The 16011-nt window shown below is 59.0% G+C and carries 7 protein-coding genes; 4 read left to right on the forward strand and 3 right to left on the reverse strand.

What is annotated here, in order from left to right; genetic code table 11:
• Positions 1–129: 129 nt before the first annotated feature.
• Together tnpB and BJL95_RS13780 are read right to left on the reverse strand one after the other, a co-directional pair.
• Positions 130–480, reverse strand: a complete 351-nt coding sequence (tnpB, locus tag BJL95_RS13775) for an IS66 family insertion sequence element accessory protein TnpB (protein WP_064031840.1) — start codon at positions 478–480, stop codon at positions 130–132.
• Entirely contained in the window at positions 456–863 is a 408-nt protein-coding gene (locus BJL95_RS13780) for a transposase (RefSeq protein WP_254786668.1), read from the reverse strand. Before BJL95_RS13780 ends, tnpB begins: the two co-directional genes overlap by 25 nt.
• 907 nt (positions 864–1770) lie before the next feature.
• On the opposite strand from BJL95_RS13780, the gene BJL95_RS13785 reads away from it, so the two are divergent.
• From BJL95_RS13785 to BJL95_RS13800, 4 genes are all read left to right on the forward strand, one after another.
• On the forward strand, positions 1771–3993 hold the full coding sequence (locus BJL95_RS13785; protein WP_071158714.1) for a type I secretion system permease/ATPase: 2223 nt from the start codon (positions 1771–1773) through the stop codon (positions 3991–3993).
• The gene (locus tag BJL95_RS13790) at positions 3990–5333 is read left to right on the forward strand and encodes an HlyD family type I secretion periplasmic adaptor subunit (RefSeq protein ID WP_071158716.1); all 1344 of its coding nucleotides are present in this window, start codon (positions 3990–3992) and stop codon (positions 5331–5333) included. The genes BJL95_RS13785 and BJL95_RS13790 overlap by 4 nt, the downstream gene beginning before the upstream one ends.
• A complete protein-coding gene (locus BJL95_RS13795; RefSeq protein WP_217631689.1) occupies positions 5323–6867 on the forward strand; it encodes a TolC family protein in 1545 nt (514 codons plus the stop codon). The genes BJL95_RS13790 and BJL95_RS13795 overlap by 11 nt, the downstream gene beginning before the upstream one ends.
• 85 nt (positions 6868–6952) lie before the next feature.
• A complete protein-coding gene (locus BJL95_RS13800) occupies positions 6953–8182 on the forward strand; it encodes a glycosyltransferase family 4 protein (RefSeq protein ID WP_071158718.1) in 1230 nt (409 codons plus the stop codon).
• A gap of 190 nt (positions 8183–8372) precedes the next feature.
• On the opposite strand, the gene BJL95_RS24750 is transcribed toward BJL95_RS13800, so the two are convergent.
• Positions 8373–15998: a calcium-binding protein gene (locus BJL95_RS24750; RefSeq protein WP_071158720.1), complete on the reverse strand. Its 7626-nt coding sequence runs from the start codon at positions 15996–15998 to the stop codon at positions 8373–8375.
• Positions 15999–16011: the final 13 nt, after the last annotated feature.

Genomic DNA, 16011 nt, shown 5'->3' on the forward strand with positions numbered 1-16011 from the left:
CGCTCGACCGTCACCAACCGCAGTTGACTCGCCAGCCGTTGCTGCTCGGCCAGCAAGGCTTGGTAGTCTTCGGTGGACAGCGTGATGGTGGGCGTCATGCCGTTATTTTACCGGCTTTACATCCGCGTTTCAGCCTACTTGGGTATAGGTTCGTGCCGGATGCGGCCGCATCGCGGCCAAGTCAATACCGGCTAACAACCAGTGGAGTTGCTCGACCGTCAACGTCACAACTGCTGCCTCTTTCGGCCAGTGAAAACGGTCGGCTTCCAGCCGCTTGAGCATCAACCAAAAACCGGTGCGGTCCCACAACAGCAGTTTGATCCGATCCCGCCGGCGATTGCTGAACACGTAGATGGCCGGCTCGAACGGATTCAAGCCTAATGCCTGCTCAACCAGCAGCGCTAAACCATTGATGGCCTTGCGGCCGTCGACCGGCTCGCGGTGCAGGTAGACCTTCAATCCTGCGTCGAAACGAAACATGGCAGCTCGGCCAACGCCTTCAAAATCACCGGCAGGTCGCTCAGCTCGACAGGCTGTAACGCGAGTTTAACGCCGTTGGGCAACTCCGCACTGAGCGCTGACTCAGCCGGTTTCTCTGCGCTCAGCGACTGAACGGGCACAAAAGCCGGCAACGTTAATGGACTGTTCGGATTCGGATGTCCTGTTTCTCGGTAATGCCCCATCCACTTGCGCAGCAGATTGGCATTGATACCGTATTGCAGAGCGATCTTGGCAACCGATGTGCCCGAATGCAAGCAAACTTTCACTAGCTCCCGCTTGGCTTCCGGATCATAAAGGCAACGGCCGTCTCGCCCGTGCCCCACGATTAATGGCCGCGATAATCGCGTGTTATGCTCCTTCATAGGTGTCCACCTGATTATAAGTGGACACTATCTTCGTTCCTTTCGAGCTGTTTATACAGATGCTGTTAAAGGACCGCTTACGATTTAAGCGACTTGGCATTATGCTCAGTCCAGCTTCGTCGTGACGATGAATCACTGTTTCAGCCGATAGCAGCTTTCATTCAAACCAGACAATTGGGTCACCGATGACAGTAATCGGTGGCAATTGCTTAACTCAGAACCAGCCTTTTACTTGCTAATCTATTTTTAATTCTCGATTGCAAATCACTCCCCTTACTTCGAGGATCGTAACGCCTCCCCAAGTTTGGCATTAGCCAATAACAGGCTTACACTTGCTTTCGACATAAGCTTCCATTGGAAAGCGAGCATGGGATGACAAAATCAATGAGCTGGCACCGAATCACGCTATGCCGTCAAGAATATGAATCGGGTGAATTGTACGTCCTTCGGGGAGCGTTCCATGCTGCTTATACCGCCAGAAATGGCCCTGAAGGAATGGCGATGTTCGGCTGCTGGACTGATGATGATTGCTATTTCGTTTATATCTGCATATTCCGATTAAAGCCGCCACCCATTCCGACCGCAAACCCACCAGTGATTCCTGTTCCAAAACAGCCGGTGGCGCCTATACTCAATTTCACTGTGTAATCACTGACGATCTTTCAATCTTGGCGCTCCCACACATTGCCAACCCGTTCCTCTAGACAAATGCCGCAACGCAGACTAGATTTGCCCGGTCTTTTCGCAGAACGGGCTTGCCGTTAGCGACAAAGCTCAAATTTACCAACCTGTATTTCATTCGCCTCTAGTCAAGGATGCCCGTGTTCGATTTGCGATTCGTCAGCTCCGTCAGTGTATTCAGTGTTTTCCCACTGATAAACGTGCCGGTTCTAACCGGCTACTCGCAATGACATCAGCGAATCCAAACTCTCCAGGCCTGGACACCGGACTAGCCGCGTTATTGATGATATCCGCTTTCCACGGCGTGGCCGCCGACGAAGCGGCCTTGCGCCACGAGTTTGGGCCGATGTTGGTGCCGGATCGCGAGGGGCGCTACCGTTTCGACCACCGAGCCTTGCAATTGGCCGCGCAACGCGTGGGCTTGACCGCCCAGTTACGCCGGCAAGACCCGCAACGTTTAGCGTTAGCGCCGTTGCCGGCAATGGCGAAGGACATCGACGGCCGCTACTTCATCCTGGCCAAAGTCGATGCCGGCGTGCCGGCGCCCGCGGTTTCGACTCGAGGCGGCCAATCGGCCGGCAATCAGCGCTCGGCGGACGCCGCCAAAGTCCTGATCCAGCGCCCCGGCGAGCCGCCGGCGGTGTTGACGTTGGCCGAGTTGCTGGCCTGCTGGACTGGTGAGCTGCTGTTTTTCACTTCCAAGGCCAGCTATGCCGGCGAGGCCGCGCAATTCGATTTCACCTGGTTCATTCCGGCCCTGATCAAGTACCGCAAGCTGTTCGGCGAAGTGCTGTTGATTTCGCTGGTGTTGCAACTGATCGGCCTGGTCACGCCGCTGTTTTTCCAGGTGGTGATGGACAAGGTGCTGGTCAACCACGCGATGAAGACCTTGAACGTGATTGCGATCGGCTTAATCGGCGCGATGCTGTTCGAAGCCGCCTTGTCCGGCATCCGCACTTGGGTGTTCGCTCATACCAGCAGTAAGATCGACGTGGAACTGGGCGCCCGCTTGTTCAAGCATTTGCTGGCCCTGCCGACCGCTTATTTTCAGGCGCGCCGGGTCGGCGATTCGGTCGCCAGAGTCCGCGAGCTGGAGAATATCCGTTCGTTTCTGACCGGTAATGCCATCACCTTGTTGCTGGATTTGCTGTTCTCGGTGATTTTCATCGGCGTGATGCTGTACTACAGCCCGTGGCTGACCCTGATCGTCGTGGTATCGATACCGCTGTATATTTTGTTGTCGGTGGCGTTCACCCCGGTGATTCGGGCTCGACTCGACGAGAAATTCAACCGTGGCGCCGAGAGTCAGGCCTTTTTGGTCGAAACCATCAGCGGTATCGACACGGTCAAGGCGATGGCGGTCGAACCGCGTTGGACCCAGCACTGGGAGAAACAACTGGCCGCTTACGTGTCCGCCGGCCTGGCGGTGACGCAGGCGGCGACCTTGGCCGGCGGCGGCGTCAACCTGATCAGCAAACTGGTGACCGCCGCCATCATGTGGCTGGGCGCCACGCTGGTGGTCGACGGCCAACTGACCGTCGGCGAACTGGTGGCCTTCAACATGCTGTCCGGTCAGGTCTCGGCGCCGATCTTACGGTTGGCGCAGCTGTGGAACGACTTTCAACAAGTCGGCATCTCGATGCGCCGCCTGGGCGATATTCTCAACACCCGTAGCGAAATCATGGGCCCAAAAACCCGGCTGCCGCGCATAGCCGGCGCCATCGAATTCGACCAAGTCTCGTTTCGCTACCGGCCGGATGCGCCGGACGTGATTCGCGCAGTGAATTTAAACATCGCGCCGGGCGAAGTGATCGGCATCGTCGGCCGCTCCGGTTCCGGCAAAAGCACCCTGACCAAACTGGTGCAGCGTCTGTTCGTGCCGGACCGCGGCCGGGTACTGATCGACGGCCACGACATCGGCATTATCGACACCGCCTCGCTACGCCAGCAAATCGGCGTGGTGTTGCAGGAAAACACCTTATTCAACCGCTCGATTCGCGACAACATCGCCCTGGTCAACCCGGCCTTGCCGTTCGAAGCCGTCATCGAAGCCGCCAAACTGGCCGGCGCCCACGAGTTCATCTGCGAATTGTCGGAAGGCTACGACACCCTGGTCGGCGAACACGGCACCGGTTTGTCCGGCGGTCAGCGCCAGCGCATCGCCATTGCCCGAGCGCTGATCGGCAATCCGCGGATTTTGATCTTCGACGAAGCCACCAGCGCCTTGGACTACGAATCGGAAAAAGTCATTCAGGACAATATGCGCCGCATCTGCCAGGGCCGTACCGTATTGATCATCGCTCACCGCTTGTCGGCGGTGCGCGACGCCAGCCGTATCGTGGTCATGGAACGCGGCCAGATTGCCGAGACCGGCCGGCATCAAGAGCTACTGCAAGTACCGAACGGCATCTACGCCCACTTGTACCAACTGCAGCAGGCCGGGGCATGAGCCTGCGCCACCGATTGCAAGCCTACGCCGAACTGTGGCGCCGTTACCGCGACACCTTCCGTTACTTCTGGCAACGGCGCCGAGAGCTGGATCGCCCGCCACTCTCGAACGACGAAGCCGAGTTTCTGCCGGCGGCCCTAGCCTTGCAGGCCAAACCGGTGTCGCCCTTGGGCCGCGGCGTGGCTTGGCTGTTGATGGCGTTGGTCGCCGCGACGCTGGCCTGGGCCTGTCTGGGCGAAGTGGACATCATCGTCAACGCCGCAGGCAAGATCATCCCCAGCGCCCGTACCAAGACCATCGCCTCGCTCGATACCGCCAGCGTCGCGGCGATTTACGTGCGCGAAGGCCAGTTCGTCAAGCAAGGCGACCCGTTACTGGACCTGGACAGCAGCGCCTTCGACGCCGAACGCGACAAGGCCAGGGCCAACTATATCGAAGCCCGCTTGCAGGAGGCGCGGGCCGAGGCCTTGATCGACGCCATCGATCATGGCAAGGCGCCGGCCTTCGCCTGTCCCGCCGAGGTACCCGCGGCCAAGTACCAAGCCGCGTTGGCGCATTTGGCGGGCCAATACCGCGACTTCATCGCCAAGCGGCAGCGTCTGGACGGCGACATCGCCCGCTACGCAGCGGCGCTGCCGCTAGCCGCGCAACAAGCTCGGGACTTTCAAGCCTTGGCCGAGGCCCACGACGTCGCCCCGCACGCCTACCTGGAAAAGGAACAAGCCCGCATCGAGCTACAAGGCCAGCTCGACAGCGCCAAAAACCAGCGCGCCGCGCTGATTGCCGAGACTCGCAAATTGGCCTTCGACGAACGCACCCAAGCCGGCAAACTGGCCAGCGACGCCGAGCAGGACGCCGCCCGCGCCGACGCCCACGGCCGGTTATTGAAACTGAGCGCCCCGGTCGCCGGCACCGTGCTGCAATTGGCGGCGCATACCGTCGGCGGTGTGGTCGCGGCGGCCCAGCCTCTGCTGCAATTGGTGCCGCAAGACAGTACGGTCGAAGTCGAAGCCACCCTGGAAAACAAAGACATCGGCTTCGTGCGGGAAGGCCAACGCGCCGAAGTCAAGATCGACGCCTTCCCCTATACCAAATACGGCACCGTCACCGGCCAGGTGGCCCACATGTCGCGCGATGCGATTCAAGACGAGAAAAAAGGCTTGATCTACAGCGTGCGCATCGCCCTCGACCAAGCCACGCTGGCGGTCGACGGCCATGATGCCGCGCTGTCGCCCGGCTTGTCGATCCAGGCCGACATCAAAACCGGCCGGCGCCGGGTCATCGAATACGTGTTGACGCCGCTGTTGCAGCACGGCCGGGAAAGCTTGCGTGAGCGTTAACGCCAAAACGGTGCGAACAGCGTGCCGCCCAGGCCGTTCGGCCACGGCACTGGCGCTGAGTGTGGCGCTGGGCCTAATGCCCGAGTTGGCCCTAAGTGTTGATCTATCCCCCGTACCCAACATTCCCGACGTGCTCGACGATCCGCTCAATACCCGGCCGCCAGTGCTGACGCAGGGCGCGGTGTTGCCGGGCGACCGGCAAAGCATCGTCTGTCCGGTTGAAAAAGACTTCGCAACGCCGTTGCTGCTGGACGACGCGGTCGATCTGGCGCTATGCAATCATCCCCAAGCCCAAGCCGCCTGGGCCGAACTCAAAATCCAGGCCGCCAATCTCGGCGTGGCCAAGGCCGGATATTGGCCGACCGTGAACGCGGCCGTCAACCATCTGAACAGTTATTACCAATATCCGGATTCATCCATCCCCTCGAGCGAGACCGACGGCTTTACCTTATACGGCAATCTGAGTTGGCGCTTGTTCGACTTCGGTGGCCGCGCGGCCAATCTGGCCGCCGCCAACTGGCTATTGACCCAAGCGCTAGCCAATCAAGACGCGGTGTTTCAACGCATCCTGGACGGCGTGATTCAAGCCTATTTCGACGCCCAAACCGCCAACGCCCAACGGCAGGCCAAGACCGATAGCGAGGCCCTGGCCGGCCAGACCCTGACGAGCGCCCGCCGCCGCGAGGCCGGCGGCGTCAGCGGCCGTAGCGATACCCTGCAAGCCGAAACCGCCCTGGCCAAGGCGGCATTGGGACGCAGCCGGGCCGACGGCGACTACCGCAAGGCCTTGGCGGTACTGCGCCAGGCGATGGGTATCGCGCCGGAAACGCTACTGAATTTGCCGGACAACGTCGACACGGCGGTGGCCGGCGAGACGCTGGCCCAAGACGGCCGCGATTTGCAAACCTGGCTGGCCGAAGCCCAGCGCCGCCATCCGGCCATCGTCGCGGCCCAAGCCCAGTGGGAAGCCGCCAAGGAACGTATCGTGCAGGCCCGCGCCGAAGGTTTGCCGACGCTGGACTTTAGCCTGAACGCCTATCAAAACGGCTACCCCAATCAAGCCCTGTCGCAAAACCAAACGAGAGTGGAAACTATCGGTATCAATCTGACCATCCCACTGTTCGAAGGCTTTGTCCGCACCTACAAAATCCGCGGCGCTCAGGCCCAAGCCGAGCAGCGCGCGGCCGAACTGGCCGACACCGAGCGGCAGACCCTGCTGGATGTGGTCAAGGCCCACGCCGAGGCCGAAGCCGCGCTGCGCAACCTCAGCTATTCGGCGACTTGGCTGGACAGCGCGCAAGCCGCGGTCGACAGCTCCCGGCGGCGTTACGACAAAGGCGCCGCCGACATTCTGGAACTGCTGAATACCCAGACCGCGTTGGCCGACGCCCGCCAGGAACGCCTGCGCACCCTCGCCGACTGGCGAGCGGCCCGCTTGCGCTTGTTCACCAGCAGCGGTTTGTTGGGACGGGACCTGATCGAGCAGTCTGAAGGGCGATACGGAAACGGTCGGCCGGCTATCAGCGCCAAATAGTGATGAACGCCATAGAACGGTATTCGCCGATCCGCCAAACGACGACACACACCGCAAACAACCCAACATCAAGCGCTAAGCTCCGATGAAATGCCTATTCGTCCATCAAAATTTCCCCGGCCAGTATCGCCACTTGGCCGCCCATCTGGCCGCCGATCCCCGCCATCAAGTCGTGTTTATCACCCAACGTTCGGAAGGCGAACTGCCGGGCGTGCGGAAAATGGTCTACCGACCGCACCGGGCACGATCGCACAGCGTTCACCAATATTTGCGGGAAACCGAAACGGCGGTGATCAACGCTCAAAGTGTTGCCCGCATCGCCCTGGACTTAAAACGGGCCGGTTTCGTACCGGATTTGATGCTGGGTCATAACGGCTGGGGCGAGATCTGGTATTTGAAGGAGGTATTCCCGCGGTCGCCGCTGCTGGGCTACTTCGAGTTTTTTTACCGGCTGAGCGGCGCCGATGTTGGTTTCGATCCGAACGAGCCGACCGCCTTCGACGACGGACCGCGCTTGCGGACCAAGAATCTGGGTAATTATTTGGCCTTGGATACGGTCGATGCCGGACTCTGTCCGACGCACTGGCAGAAATCGCGCTATCCGACCGGCTACCACGACAAATTGCACGTCATCCACGACGGCATCGACACGAGCAGCGTGTGCCCGAACCCGGATGCGGCCTTATCCCTGGCGCAAACCGGGCTGACGCTGAGTCGGACCGACGAAGTCGTCACTTACGTGGCCCGCAATCTGGAGCCCTATCGCGGTTTTCCCAGCTTCATGCGCAGTCTGCCGGCCATCCTGGCGGCCCGGCCCCAGGCACGGATCGTGATCGTCGGCGGCGATGAGGTCAGTTACGGCAAGCGCCTGCCGCCGGGGCAGACCTATCGTCAACAGTTACAGGCGGAACTTGGCGATTCCGTGGATGGGCGGCGGGTGCATTTTTTGGGCAAGGTGGCGTATCCGACCTTTCTGAAGATACTGCAACTATCGAGGGTCCACGTCTACCTGACCTATCCCTTCGTGTTGTCCTGGTCGGTGCTGGAAGCGATGGCCGCCGGCTGTCTGGTGGTGGCTTCGAATACCGCGCCGGTGCAAGAAGTGATTTGCGACGGCGATAACGGTTGGTTGGTGGATTTCTTCTCGCCCAGCGAGATTGCCGAACGAGTCATCGAAGGTTTAAAGGCGGGGCCGGAGGGGTTTGCCGCCATGCGGCACAACGCCCGGCAAACGGTGATCGAGCGCTACGATCTCAACACGGTGTGTTTGCCGGCGCAGCTTGGATGGCTGGATCGGTTACGGCGGCGGGATTAACAAGCCCGTCAAAACAGCGGCCGCTTCCATTCCTTTTCGTTTCCACAAACGAGGCGGCGCTCAACAGCACCGAGCGTCATTCTCGAGCGCGGAACCAAGGGATTCTTGGGAACTCATTCAACCAAAGTTGGCGCCCCAACGCCCCATCCCCGAGATGCTTGACCTCGGGGATGGGACACGCTGACGCCGCTTATTGCCAGTTGGCCGCAATCACCGGCGCCAGCGCGGTTTGGTAATTAGTCGGTAACGTGGTTTGGCCCGACGACGGCGGTGCAAAGGCCGCCATTGCCGACACCAGACTCTCGACCTGACTATCCAGCAAGGTCAAATTGCCGTCCGTGGTCTTGAACTGCTCGACGTGGTTGGCGCTGCCGCTATACCAGTTTTGCACGACCAGCTTATCCGACGTTCCGATGATGCTGACTTCCAGGTTGTTCCCCGCATGGACGAACCACAACTGGTCGGCGCTCACGCCGGTCAGGAACTGGGCCACGTCGGTATTACCCACCGTCGCATCGTTCTCGACCACGGTGTCGGCACCGTAGCCCCGGCCCAGAACGTAGGTGTCGTTGCCAGTGCCGCCGGTCAACGTATCCGCGCCACCCTGTCCGTCCAGAGTATCGTTGCCGGCCAAGCCGGAGAGGCTGTTGGCGGCACTGTTACCGGTAAGCCGATTGTCCAAGGTATTGCCGGTGCCGTTGATGACGGAAGTACCGGTCAGGATTAGGTTTTCAAGATTTGAGCCAAGCGTCAATGCGACGCCTGAGTTTACCGTATCGATACCTTCGTTGGCATTTTCGGTAATGGTGTCGGTGCTGACGTTGACGAAATAGCTATCGTCTCCCATGCCACCCACCATCGTGTCGTTTCCGGTCCCGCCGTCCAAAACATCGTTCCCGGCCCCACCAGTGAGTTTGTTGGCGGCGCTGTTGCCAATCAGGGCATTATCCAACGCATTGCCGGTGGCATTGATTGCGCTAGTCCCGGTTAGGGCCAGGTTTTCGACATTAGCTGCCAGCGTATAGGTAACACTGGACTGGACCGAATCAATACCTTCGCCTGCTGCTTCGGTAACGACATCCGAAACGCTATCAACCATATAGGTATCGTTGCCGCTACCGCCAATTAGCGCGTCGTTACCGGCACCACCGTTGAGTGTGTCGTTACCAGCACCCCCCGACAATGAGTTTGCGGCGCTGTTGCCGGTGAGGGTATTGTCCATCGTGTTGCCGGTGCCATTGATTGCGGTAGAACCGGTGAGGGTCAGGTTTTCGATATTAGCCGCCAGTGTATACGTCACGGACGACTGAACCAGATCAATCCCTTCGTTGCTATTCTCGGTCACAATATCGGCGATGTTATCGACCACATAAGTGTCGTTGCCTGCCCCGCCGATTAAGGTGTCGACACCGCTGCCGCCGGACAGCGAATTAGCAGCAGAGTTGCCTGTTATCACGTTGTTCAGCGTGTTACCGGTGCCGTTGATTGCCGAAGAGCCGGTGAGTACCAAATTCTCAAGGTTCGTCGTTAGGCTTAGCGTCACCGCGCTGTTCACGACATCGGTGCCTTCCCCAGCATTCTCGGTGATGACATCCGATGCGCTATCGACAAAGTAAGTGTCGTCGCCCGCGCCGCCTACCAACGAGTCATTACCTACACCACCGTCTAGCGTATCGTTGCCGGCGGCGCCGGTTAACGTGTTGGCAGCGCTATTGCCAATTAGTAAATTATTCAATAAATTGCCGGTGCCGTTGATGGCGCTAGAACCGGTCAAGGTCAGGTTTTCGACATTCGCGCTCAATGAGTAGGTCGCACTGGCTTGAACCCCATCATTGCCTTCGCCAACGGCCTCGGTAACCACATCGCTGGCGCTATCGACCACGTAAGTGTCGTCGCCGGCGCCGCCCAACAGAGAATCGGTACCGGTACCGCCGTTGAGCGTGTCGTTTCCGGCACCGCCGTTAATCGTATCGTTTCCGCCCAAGCCGTTGAGTAGGTCGTTACCTGCGCCGCCATTCAAGCTTTCCGCTGCGGCCGTACCATTCACGGTAAGGTTCTGAACATTGACCACGATATCGAACACGTCGGTCGCGGTCAGATTGTCCGTGTCTTTCGCCGTCACCTTTACGCTCAGCGTACCTAACGCGGTTGGCGTGCCGGTGAAAGTACGTGTCGCGGCATTGAACGTTAACCAAACCGGCAATGCGGAGCCGTCCGCAAGTGTCGCGCTGTAACTCAAAGTGTCGTTATCAGGATCGGTAAAAGACGATGCCGGCACTGCGTAGCTAAAGCTAGCGCCTTGCGGGGCGACTTGATCTACCAATGCGGTTGATAATACAGGGGCTCTGTTGGGTGCTCGTACTGTTAGGGTGACATATTCGCCGGCCGCGTAACCGTAGTTGTCGGTACCCCACAATACGAATGAGAACGTCCCGACATCCGTCGCCGTGGGTGTACCCGACATCACCCGAGTACCAGGATCGAAATGCAACCATGTTGGGACCTCGGAACCATCTTGCATCTTGATGCTGTAAATGATCGAGTCCCAAGGGTCGGCGTCGACGATAGTATTTGCCGCCACCACATAATTGAATACATCACCGGCGCGGGCCTGTAGCGAGGGCAGGTAACTATTGACCGTCGGCGCATGATTGTTGGTAGCTCGATCGACCACCGTTTGAATCATGGTTTGGTCCCAGATGACACCGTTATCGAATTCGATCGCGTCGATTTTATGATCGGCAATTTCACCGTCCAAGCTAAATTCCGCGCCAAAATAGTCGTTAAAACCAATTTGGTCGTTAGTGCCTTTGATCCTTAGGAACAAGTGGCTGTTGTATTGGAACGCAAGCACGTCGGTGTCGGCAATACCCGGGCCAAGCCGCAATAAGTCGTTTGCGTCCTGCGAATCCGTCGTATCGATGAAATCTTGACCATCGCCGAGATTGAATACGTACACGTCGTCACCAATATCACCAGATAAGTAGTCGTTACCTTGTCCGCCAAACAATACGTCATTACCCCGATCACCGAAGAGTGAATCCGCACCTTGTCCGCCAAGCAGGGTATCTTGACCCTGTCCTCCCCACAGGACGTTATCGCCGCTATTTCCGGAAATCACATTGTCTAGATCGTTGCCGTAACCCTGTGAGGCCGCGCCCGCCAAGGTCAGGTTTTCGACGTCGTTCGCCAACGATCTGTTCGTGTCAAAGCTACGAATTTCCACGTCAACGCCGTCGTCGAACGATTCTTCCACACCATCCGCAACGTCATCCGTGTAATAGGTGTCGTTACCGTCGCCCCCCGCCATATAGTCGCCCTCGGTACCGCCGTCCAGCACATCGTTGCCGTCTCCCCCGAACAGCAAATCAAATCCGGCCTCACCCCAAAGATGGTTGTCGCCGTCGTTGCCAATCAACTGATTCGTCCACTGGTTGCCGGTGCCGTCGATATTCGCCGAACCAGTCAAAACAAGCTCTTCGAGATAATTACTCAAGGTGTAGCTTTGGGAAATTTCGACAGCGTCGAAACCACCATCCAGCGTTTCGATGATTTGATCGTCAAGCGTGTCTAGAATGTACCGATCGTCGCCACCCTTACCTTCAAGAATGTCCACGCCAGCGCCGCCATCGAGCCGGTTATCCTGATCATTGCCGGTAAGGTGGTTGTCGAGTGCGTTACCGGTACCTTCCGAATAGAGCCCCGGGCTTTCCAACACCAGATTTTCCAGATTGGCCGACAACACATAGTTGGATGTGGCGCGAACGGTATCAATGCCTTCGTCGGATAACTCCGTGATCAGATCAGACAGTTGATCGACATAGTAAACGTCGTCGCCGGAGCCTCCCACCAATACGTCCTCGCCGGCACCTCCGTCAAGACTATCGTTACCGTTGCCGCCTTGCAGACTGTCCCGACCCGTTCCGCCTGACAGATAGTCCTCACCTGCACCGCCGTCCATCAGATCGTCGCCGGCATCGCCATAGAGTTGATCGCTGCCATCCTCGCCGTCAATCTGGTCGTTACCGTCGCCGCCGTAGAGGATGTCGGCGCCCACGCCGCCCAGTAGCGTATCGTTACCGCCCTTACCGTACAGGATGTCGTCGCCGGCTTGACCGGAAATAATATCCGCGCCGATCGTACCGTTTAGGAGATCGTCTGCGTTGGAGCCCGCCAACAACCGGGTCTCGATGTCCGCTAATCCCCAAACGGTGCCATTGGCGAATCGGATTTGTTGTAGCGGGTTATAGGAATTGGCGGAACTGTCCTGATAAAAGAAGTCGCGAACCGTAATCTGATCACTGGTTCCAGCGATAGTGACGATCAGCGAGGTGCCTGATGAGGCAAGCATCACTTCGGCGGAGGTAACGTCGGATTTAAACTGTAGGGTATCGAGCTTGCCAAGTGACGTATCGTTGGTCGAGAAGAGTTGATCCTGACCATCGCCTTTGCCGAACCAATAGGTATCGCTACCCGCGCCGCCGTAGATCGCATCGTTTCCGCTCCCGCCGTCCAAGCGATCGTCGCCGACATCCCCAATCAGCGTGTCATCGCCGCTACCGCCCAATAGGATGTCGTTACCGTCGCCGCCGGTCAGGCTATCGTTGCCGCCGCCGCCATCCAGCGTGTCGTCGCCCGCGAGGCCGCTCAACGTGTCGTTTCCCGTTTGGCCTTGAATCGCTTCGCCGTCCGGCGTGCCGCTCAGTGCGTCATCGGCGTCGGTTCCGGCATAAACCTTCGCTTTTATCGCGGCCAAGTCCCAAACAGTCCCCTCCGCGAACACAATTTGTTGCAATGGATTTCGGTTATTGCCGGGAGTATTTTGGTAGAAGAAATCTTGGACAGTCAGCTGGTCAGTGGTACCCGCGATACGGATCACCAAGTCGGTGGCGGTCATCGTTAAAACCAAGTCATCCGGCGCTATTCCGGCTGCGAAGCGCAAAGTGTCGACCTTGCCGACGGTACCGTCGACGACCGAAACGATCAGGTCTTGCCCATCGCCCTGACCGAACCAGTAGATGTCGCTACCCAACCCACCGTCAAGCGTGTCATTCCCTGTGCCGCCGTCGAAAACATCGTTTCCGGCATCGCCCTCAAGATTGTCATCACCGTTAGCGCCGAGGATCGCATCGTCGCCGTCGCCGCCGGACAAAAGATCCGCGTCGGCTCCGCCATCCAAGGTATCGTTTCCCGACAGCCCGTTTAACGTGTCGCGACCCGCCTGACCTTGGATGGAATCATCGGCTAACGTGCCAATTAACCAGTCGTCGTCTGCTGTGCCGGCATAGACTTTCGCTAGAATGTCCGTCAATTGCCAAATGTCGCCATCGGCAAATCGAATTTGCTGTAATGGATTGTACGGGTTGCCCGGATTGTTCTGGAAAAAGAAATCGCGTACCGTCACTTGATCGTCGGTTCCGGCTATTTTGATGATTAACGAAGTCCCTGAAGCAGTGAATACCAAATCCGAGGGGGAAACATCCGCCTCGAAGAGCAGGCTATCGAGCTTGCCGATATCACTGTCGTACAGTGATTCGATCACGTCCTGACCGCCGCCTCGTCCGAAACGGTAAACGTCGCTGCCCAGTCCGCCGTTGAGCGTATCGTTGCCGACGCCACCAGCCAACGTGTCGTTGCCCGCATCGCCGACCAAGCGGTCGTCGCCATCGCCGCCGCCGAGCAGATCGTTGCCCTCGTTACCCGATAAACTATCGGCGCCGGAACCGCCGTCCAGAGTATCGTTCCCGGCTTTGCCGGCCAAAGTGTCGTTCCCACCTTGGCCGTGGATCGTATCGTCATTCAGCGTACCGCCAATCGTTTCCGAGCGATCGGTGCCACTGAACAAGCGCGTCAGAATATCGGCCAATTCCCACACGGTGCCGTCGGCGAATTGAATGCGCTGCAAAGGGTTGGCCGTATTCAATGCATCGTCTTGCGCTAAAAAATCCACCACCGAGAGGCTGTCGGTGGTTCCGTCGATAGCGATGATCAAAGAAGTACCTAAGGTACTCATTCGTATGTCGCCGACCGATACGCCATCCCCAAATTGCAAGTTATCGATCTTTCCGGCGGCAGTGTCGATCGTCGATAGCAAAATATCCTGGCCGTCGCCAAGATTAAACCGGTAGGTGTCGCTGCCCAGGCCTCCGGTGAGCTGGTCGCTGCCGGCGCCGCCGGTGAGTGTATCGTCGCCGGCGTCGCCGAACAGTACATCGTCGCCGTTTGCACCGCGTAGCCCGTCATTGCCGGTGCCGCCGTATAAGCGATCGTTGCCGGCGCCGCCGTAGACGACACCGCCGTCGTCGCCCAATTTCAGACCCAAAGTGGTCGTCAGCGTCGTACCGACCAGGGTTTCCAAATCCAATCGGGTGCCGTCCGCGAAATCCAGATTCGCTTCCGCGCCGAAAAACGCGCTTTCGATATGAACGGTATCGCCGTTATTTAAGCCGATGCCCAAACGAATGAATTGATTTTGGTCGCCAAAATGCGAGATGGACAATCCCCCCGCGGCCATGCCGCTGGCCGTGGCGAATTGCAAGGTATTGCGTCCCTCGTTGTCGTGAATGACATCGTCGCCGCCGAGGTTCAGGTACGTGTCGTCGCCCAAGCCGCCTTCCAAACGGTCAATGCCGGCACCGCCATCCAAGGTGTCATTGCCATCATCGCCCTGCAGCACATCGTCGCCTTCGCCGCCCATTAACCGATCATGACCGTCGCCGCCCGCCAGGGTGTCGTTGTCCAAGCCGCCATCCAGCGTGTCGTTACCGCCATCGCCGATCAGCTGATCGGCGCCAGCTTCGCCATACAGCTCGTCATCGCCTTGATACGGTGCGGCTATGCCGGTGGCGTCGCCTTCGAGGTAATCGTTACCCTCGCCGCCGTAAATCGTATCGGCGCCGCCTTCGCCCCAAACGTTGTCATTCCCGCCTTTTGCATCGATCGTGTCGTCACCGTGGTAATCGGCGGCAAGGCCGACAATCATCACGTCGCCCTCGATATGGTCCGCGGTATCGCCGCCGATGATGGTGTCGCTACCGCCGCCGCCCCGCGCGAATTGCTGGGTTTGGCCCGCGCCTAAGTCCAGGTAGTCATTGCCGTGTTGCGCGATGTCGGCGTTTAAATCGCCTTCCAGCGCGTCATCGTCGGCACCGCCGTAAACCGTGTCGTTGCCGGCGCCGCCGTCGAGGGCATCCATGCCGTTTTCGCCGTAAATGACGTCATCGCCACGCCCGCCCATGACCCAATCGCCGCCGTCGCCGCCATAGACGATATCGTCGCCGCCTTGGCCGGTATCGAGTGCGCCGGTCACCGGGCTGAGGCCGACGCCGTTCAGGTTGGGCCGGGTCGAGTCGGCGAAGGGGTAGGTCTGGTCGGTTTTGGCGAAGGTCCAGTCGCTGGCTTGGGTGGTGTAGTCGGCATCCGCAAAAATGATGTCGTTGCCGGCGCCGCCTGCCAGCCAGTCGCTACCTTCGCCGCCCATCAACGCGTCGGAACGGCCGCCGCCGATCAGCATGTCGTCACCGCTACCGCCGCTGAGAAAGTCGCCCAGACGATCGGCCGGGACCGAGCCCAACCCCGCTTCGGCGTTTTGTTCGTCGGCGTACAGCACGTCGTTACCTAGGCCGCCTTGCAGGATGTCGCGGCCGGCCCCGCCGTCCAGCACGTCGTTGCCCTGGCCGCCGTCCAACAGATCGTTGCCGTTGCCGCCGTAGAGTATATCGTTACCACCCAACGCCGCCGCCTGAACGACGGCCCCGTTGAGTTGCTGGCGGTGATGAACCACACCGTCTTCGTCCAGCTCGGCGACTTGGGTCACGGACCAACTGCCG

This window comes from Methylomonas sp. LWB, from assembly GCF_001856095.1.
In the GTDB taxonomy this organism is placed as follows: Bacteria; Pseudomonadota; Gammaproteobacteria; order Methylococcales; family Methylomonadaceae; genus Methylomonas; species Methylomonas koyamae_A.

Bases quoted from the DNA above. Each gene is read 5' to 3' on its own strand.
- tnpB (WP_064031840.1), bottom strand. From the start codon at position 480: ATGTTTCGTTTCGACGCAGGATTGAAGGTCTACCTGCACCGCGAGCCG.
- BJL95_RS13780 (WP_254786668.1), bottom strand. From the start codon at position 863: ATGAAGGAGCATAACACGCGATTATCGCGGCCATTAATCGTGGGGCAC.
- BJL95_RS13785 (WP_071158714.1), top strand. From the start codon at position 1,771: ATGACATCAGCGAATCCAAACTCTCCAGGCCTGGACACCGGACTAGCC.
- BJL95_RS13790 (WP_071158716.1), top strand. From the start codon at position 3,990: ATGAGCCTGCGCCACCGATTGCAAGCCTACGCCGAACTGTGGCGCCGT.
- BJL95_RS13800 (WP_071158718.1), top strand. From the start codon at position 6,953: ATGAAATGCCTATTCGTCCATCAAAATTTCCCCGGCCAGTATCGCCAC.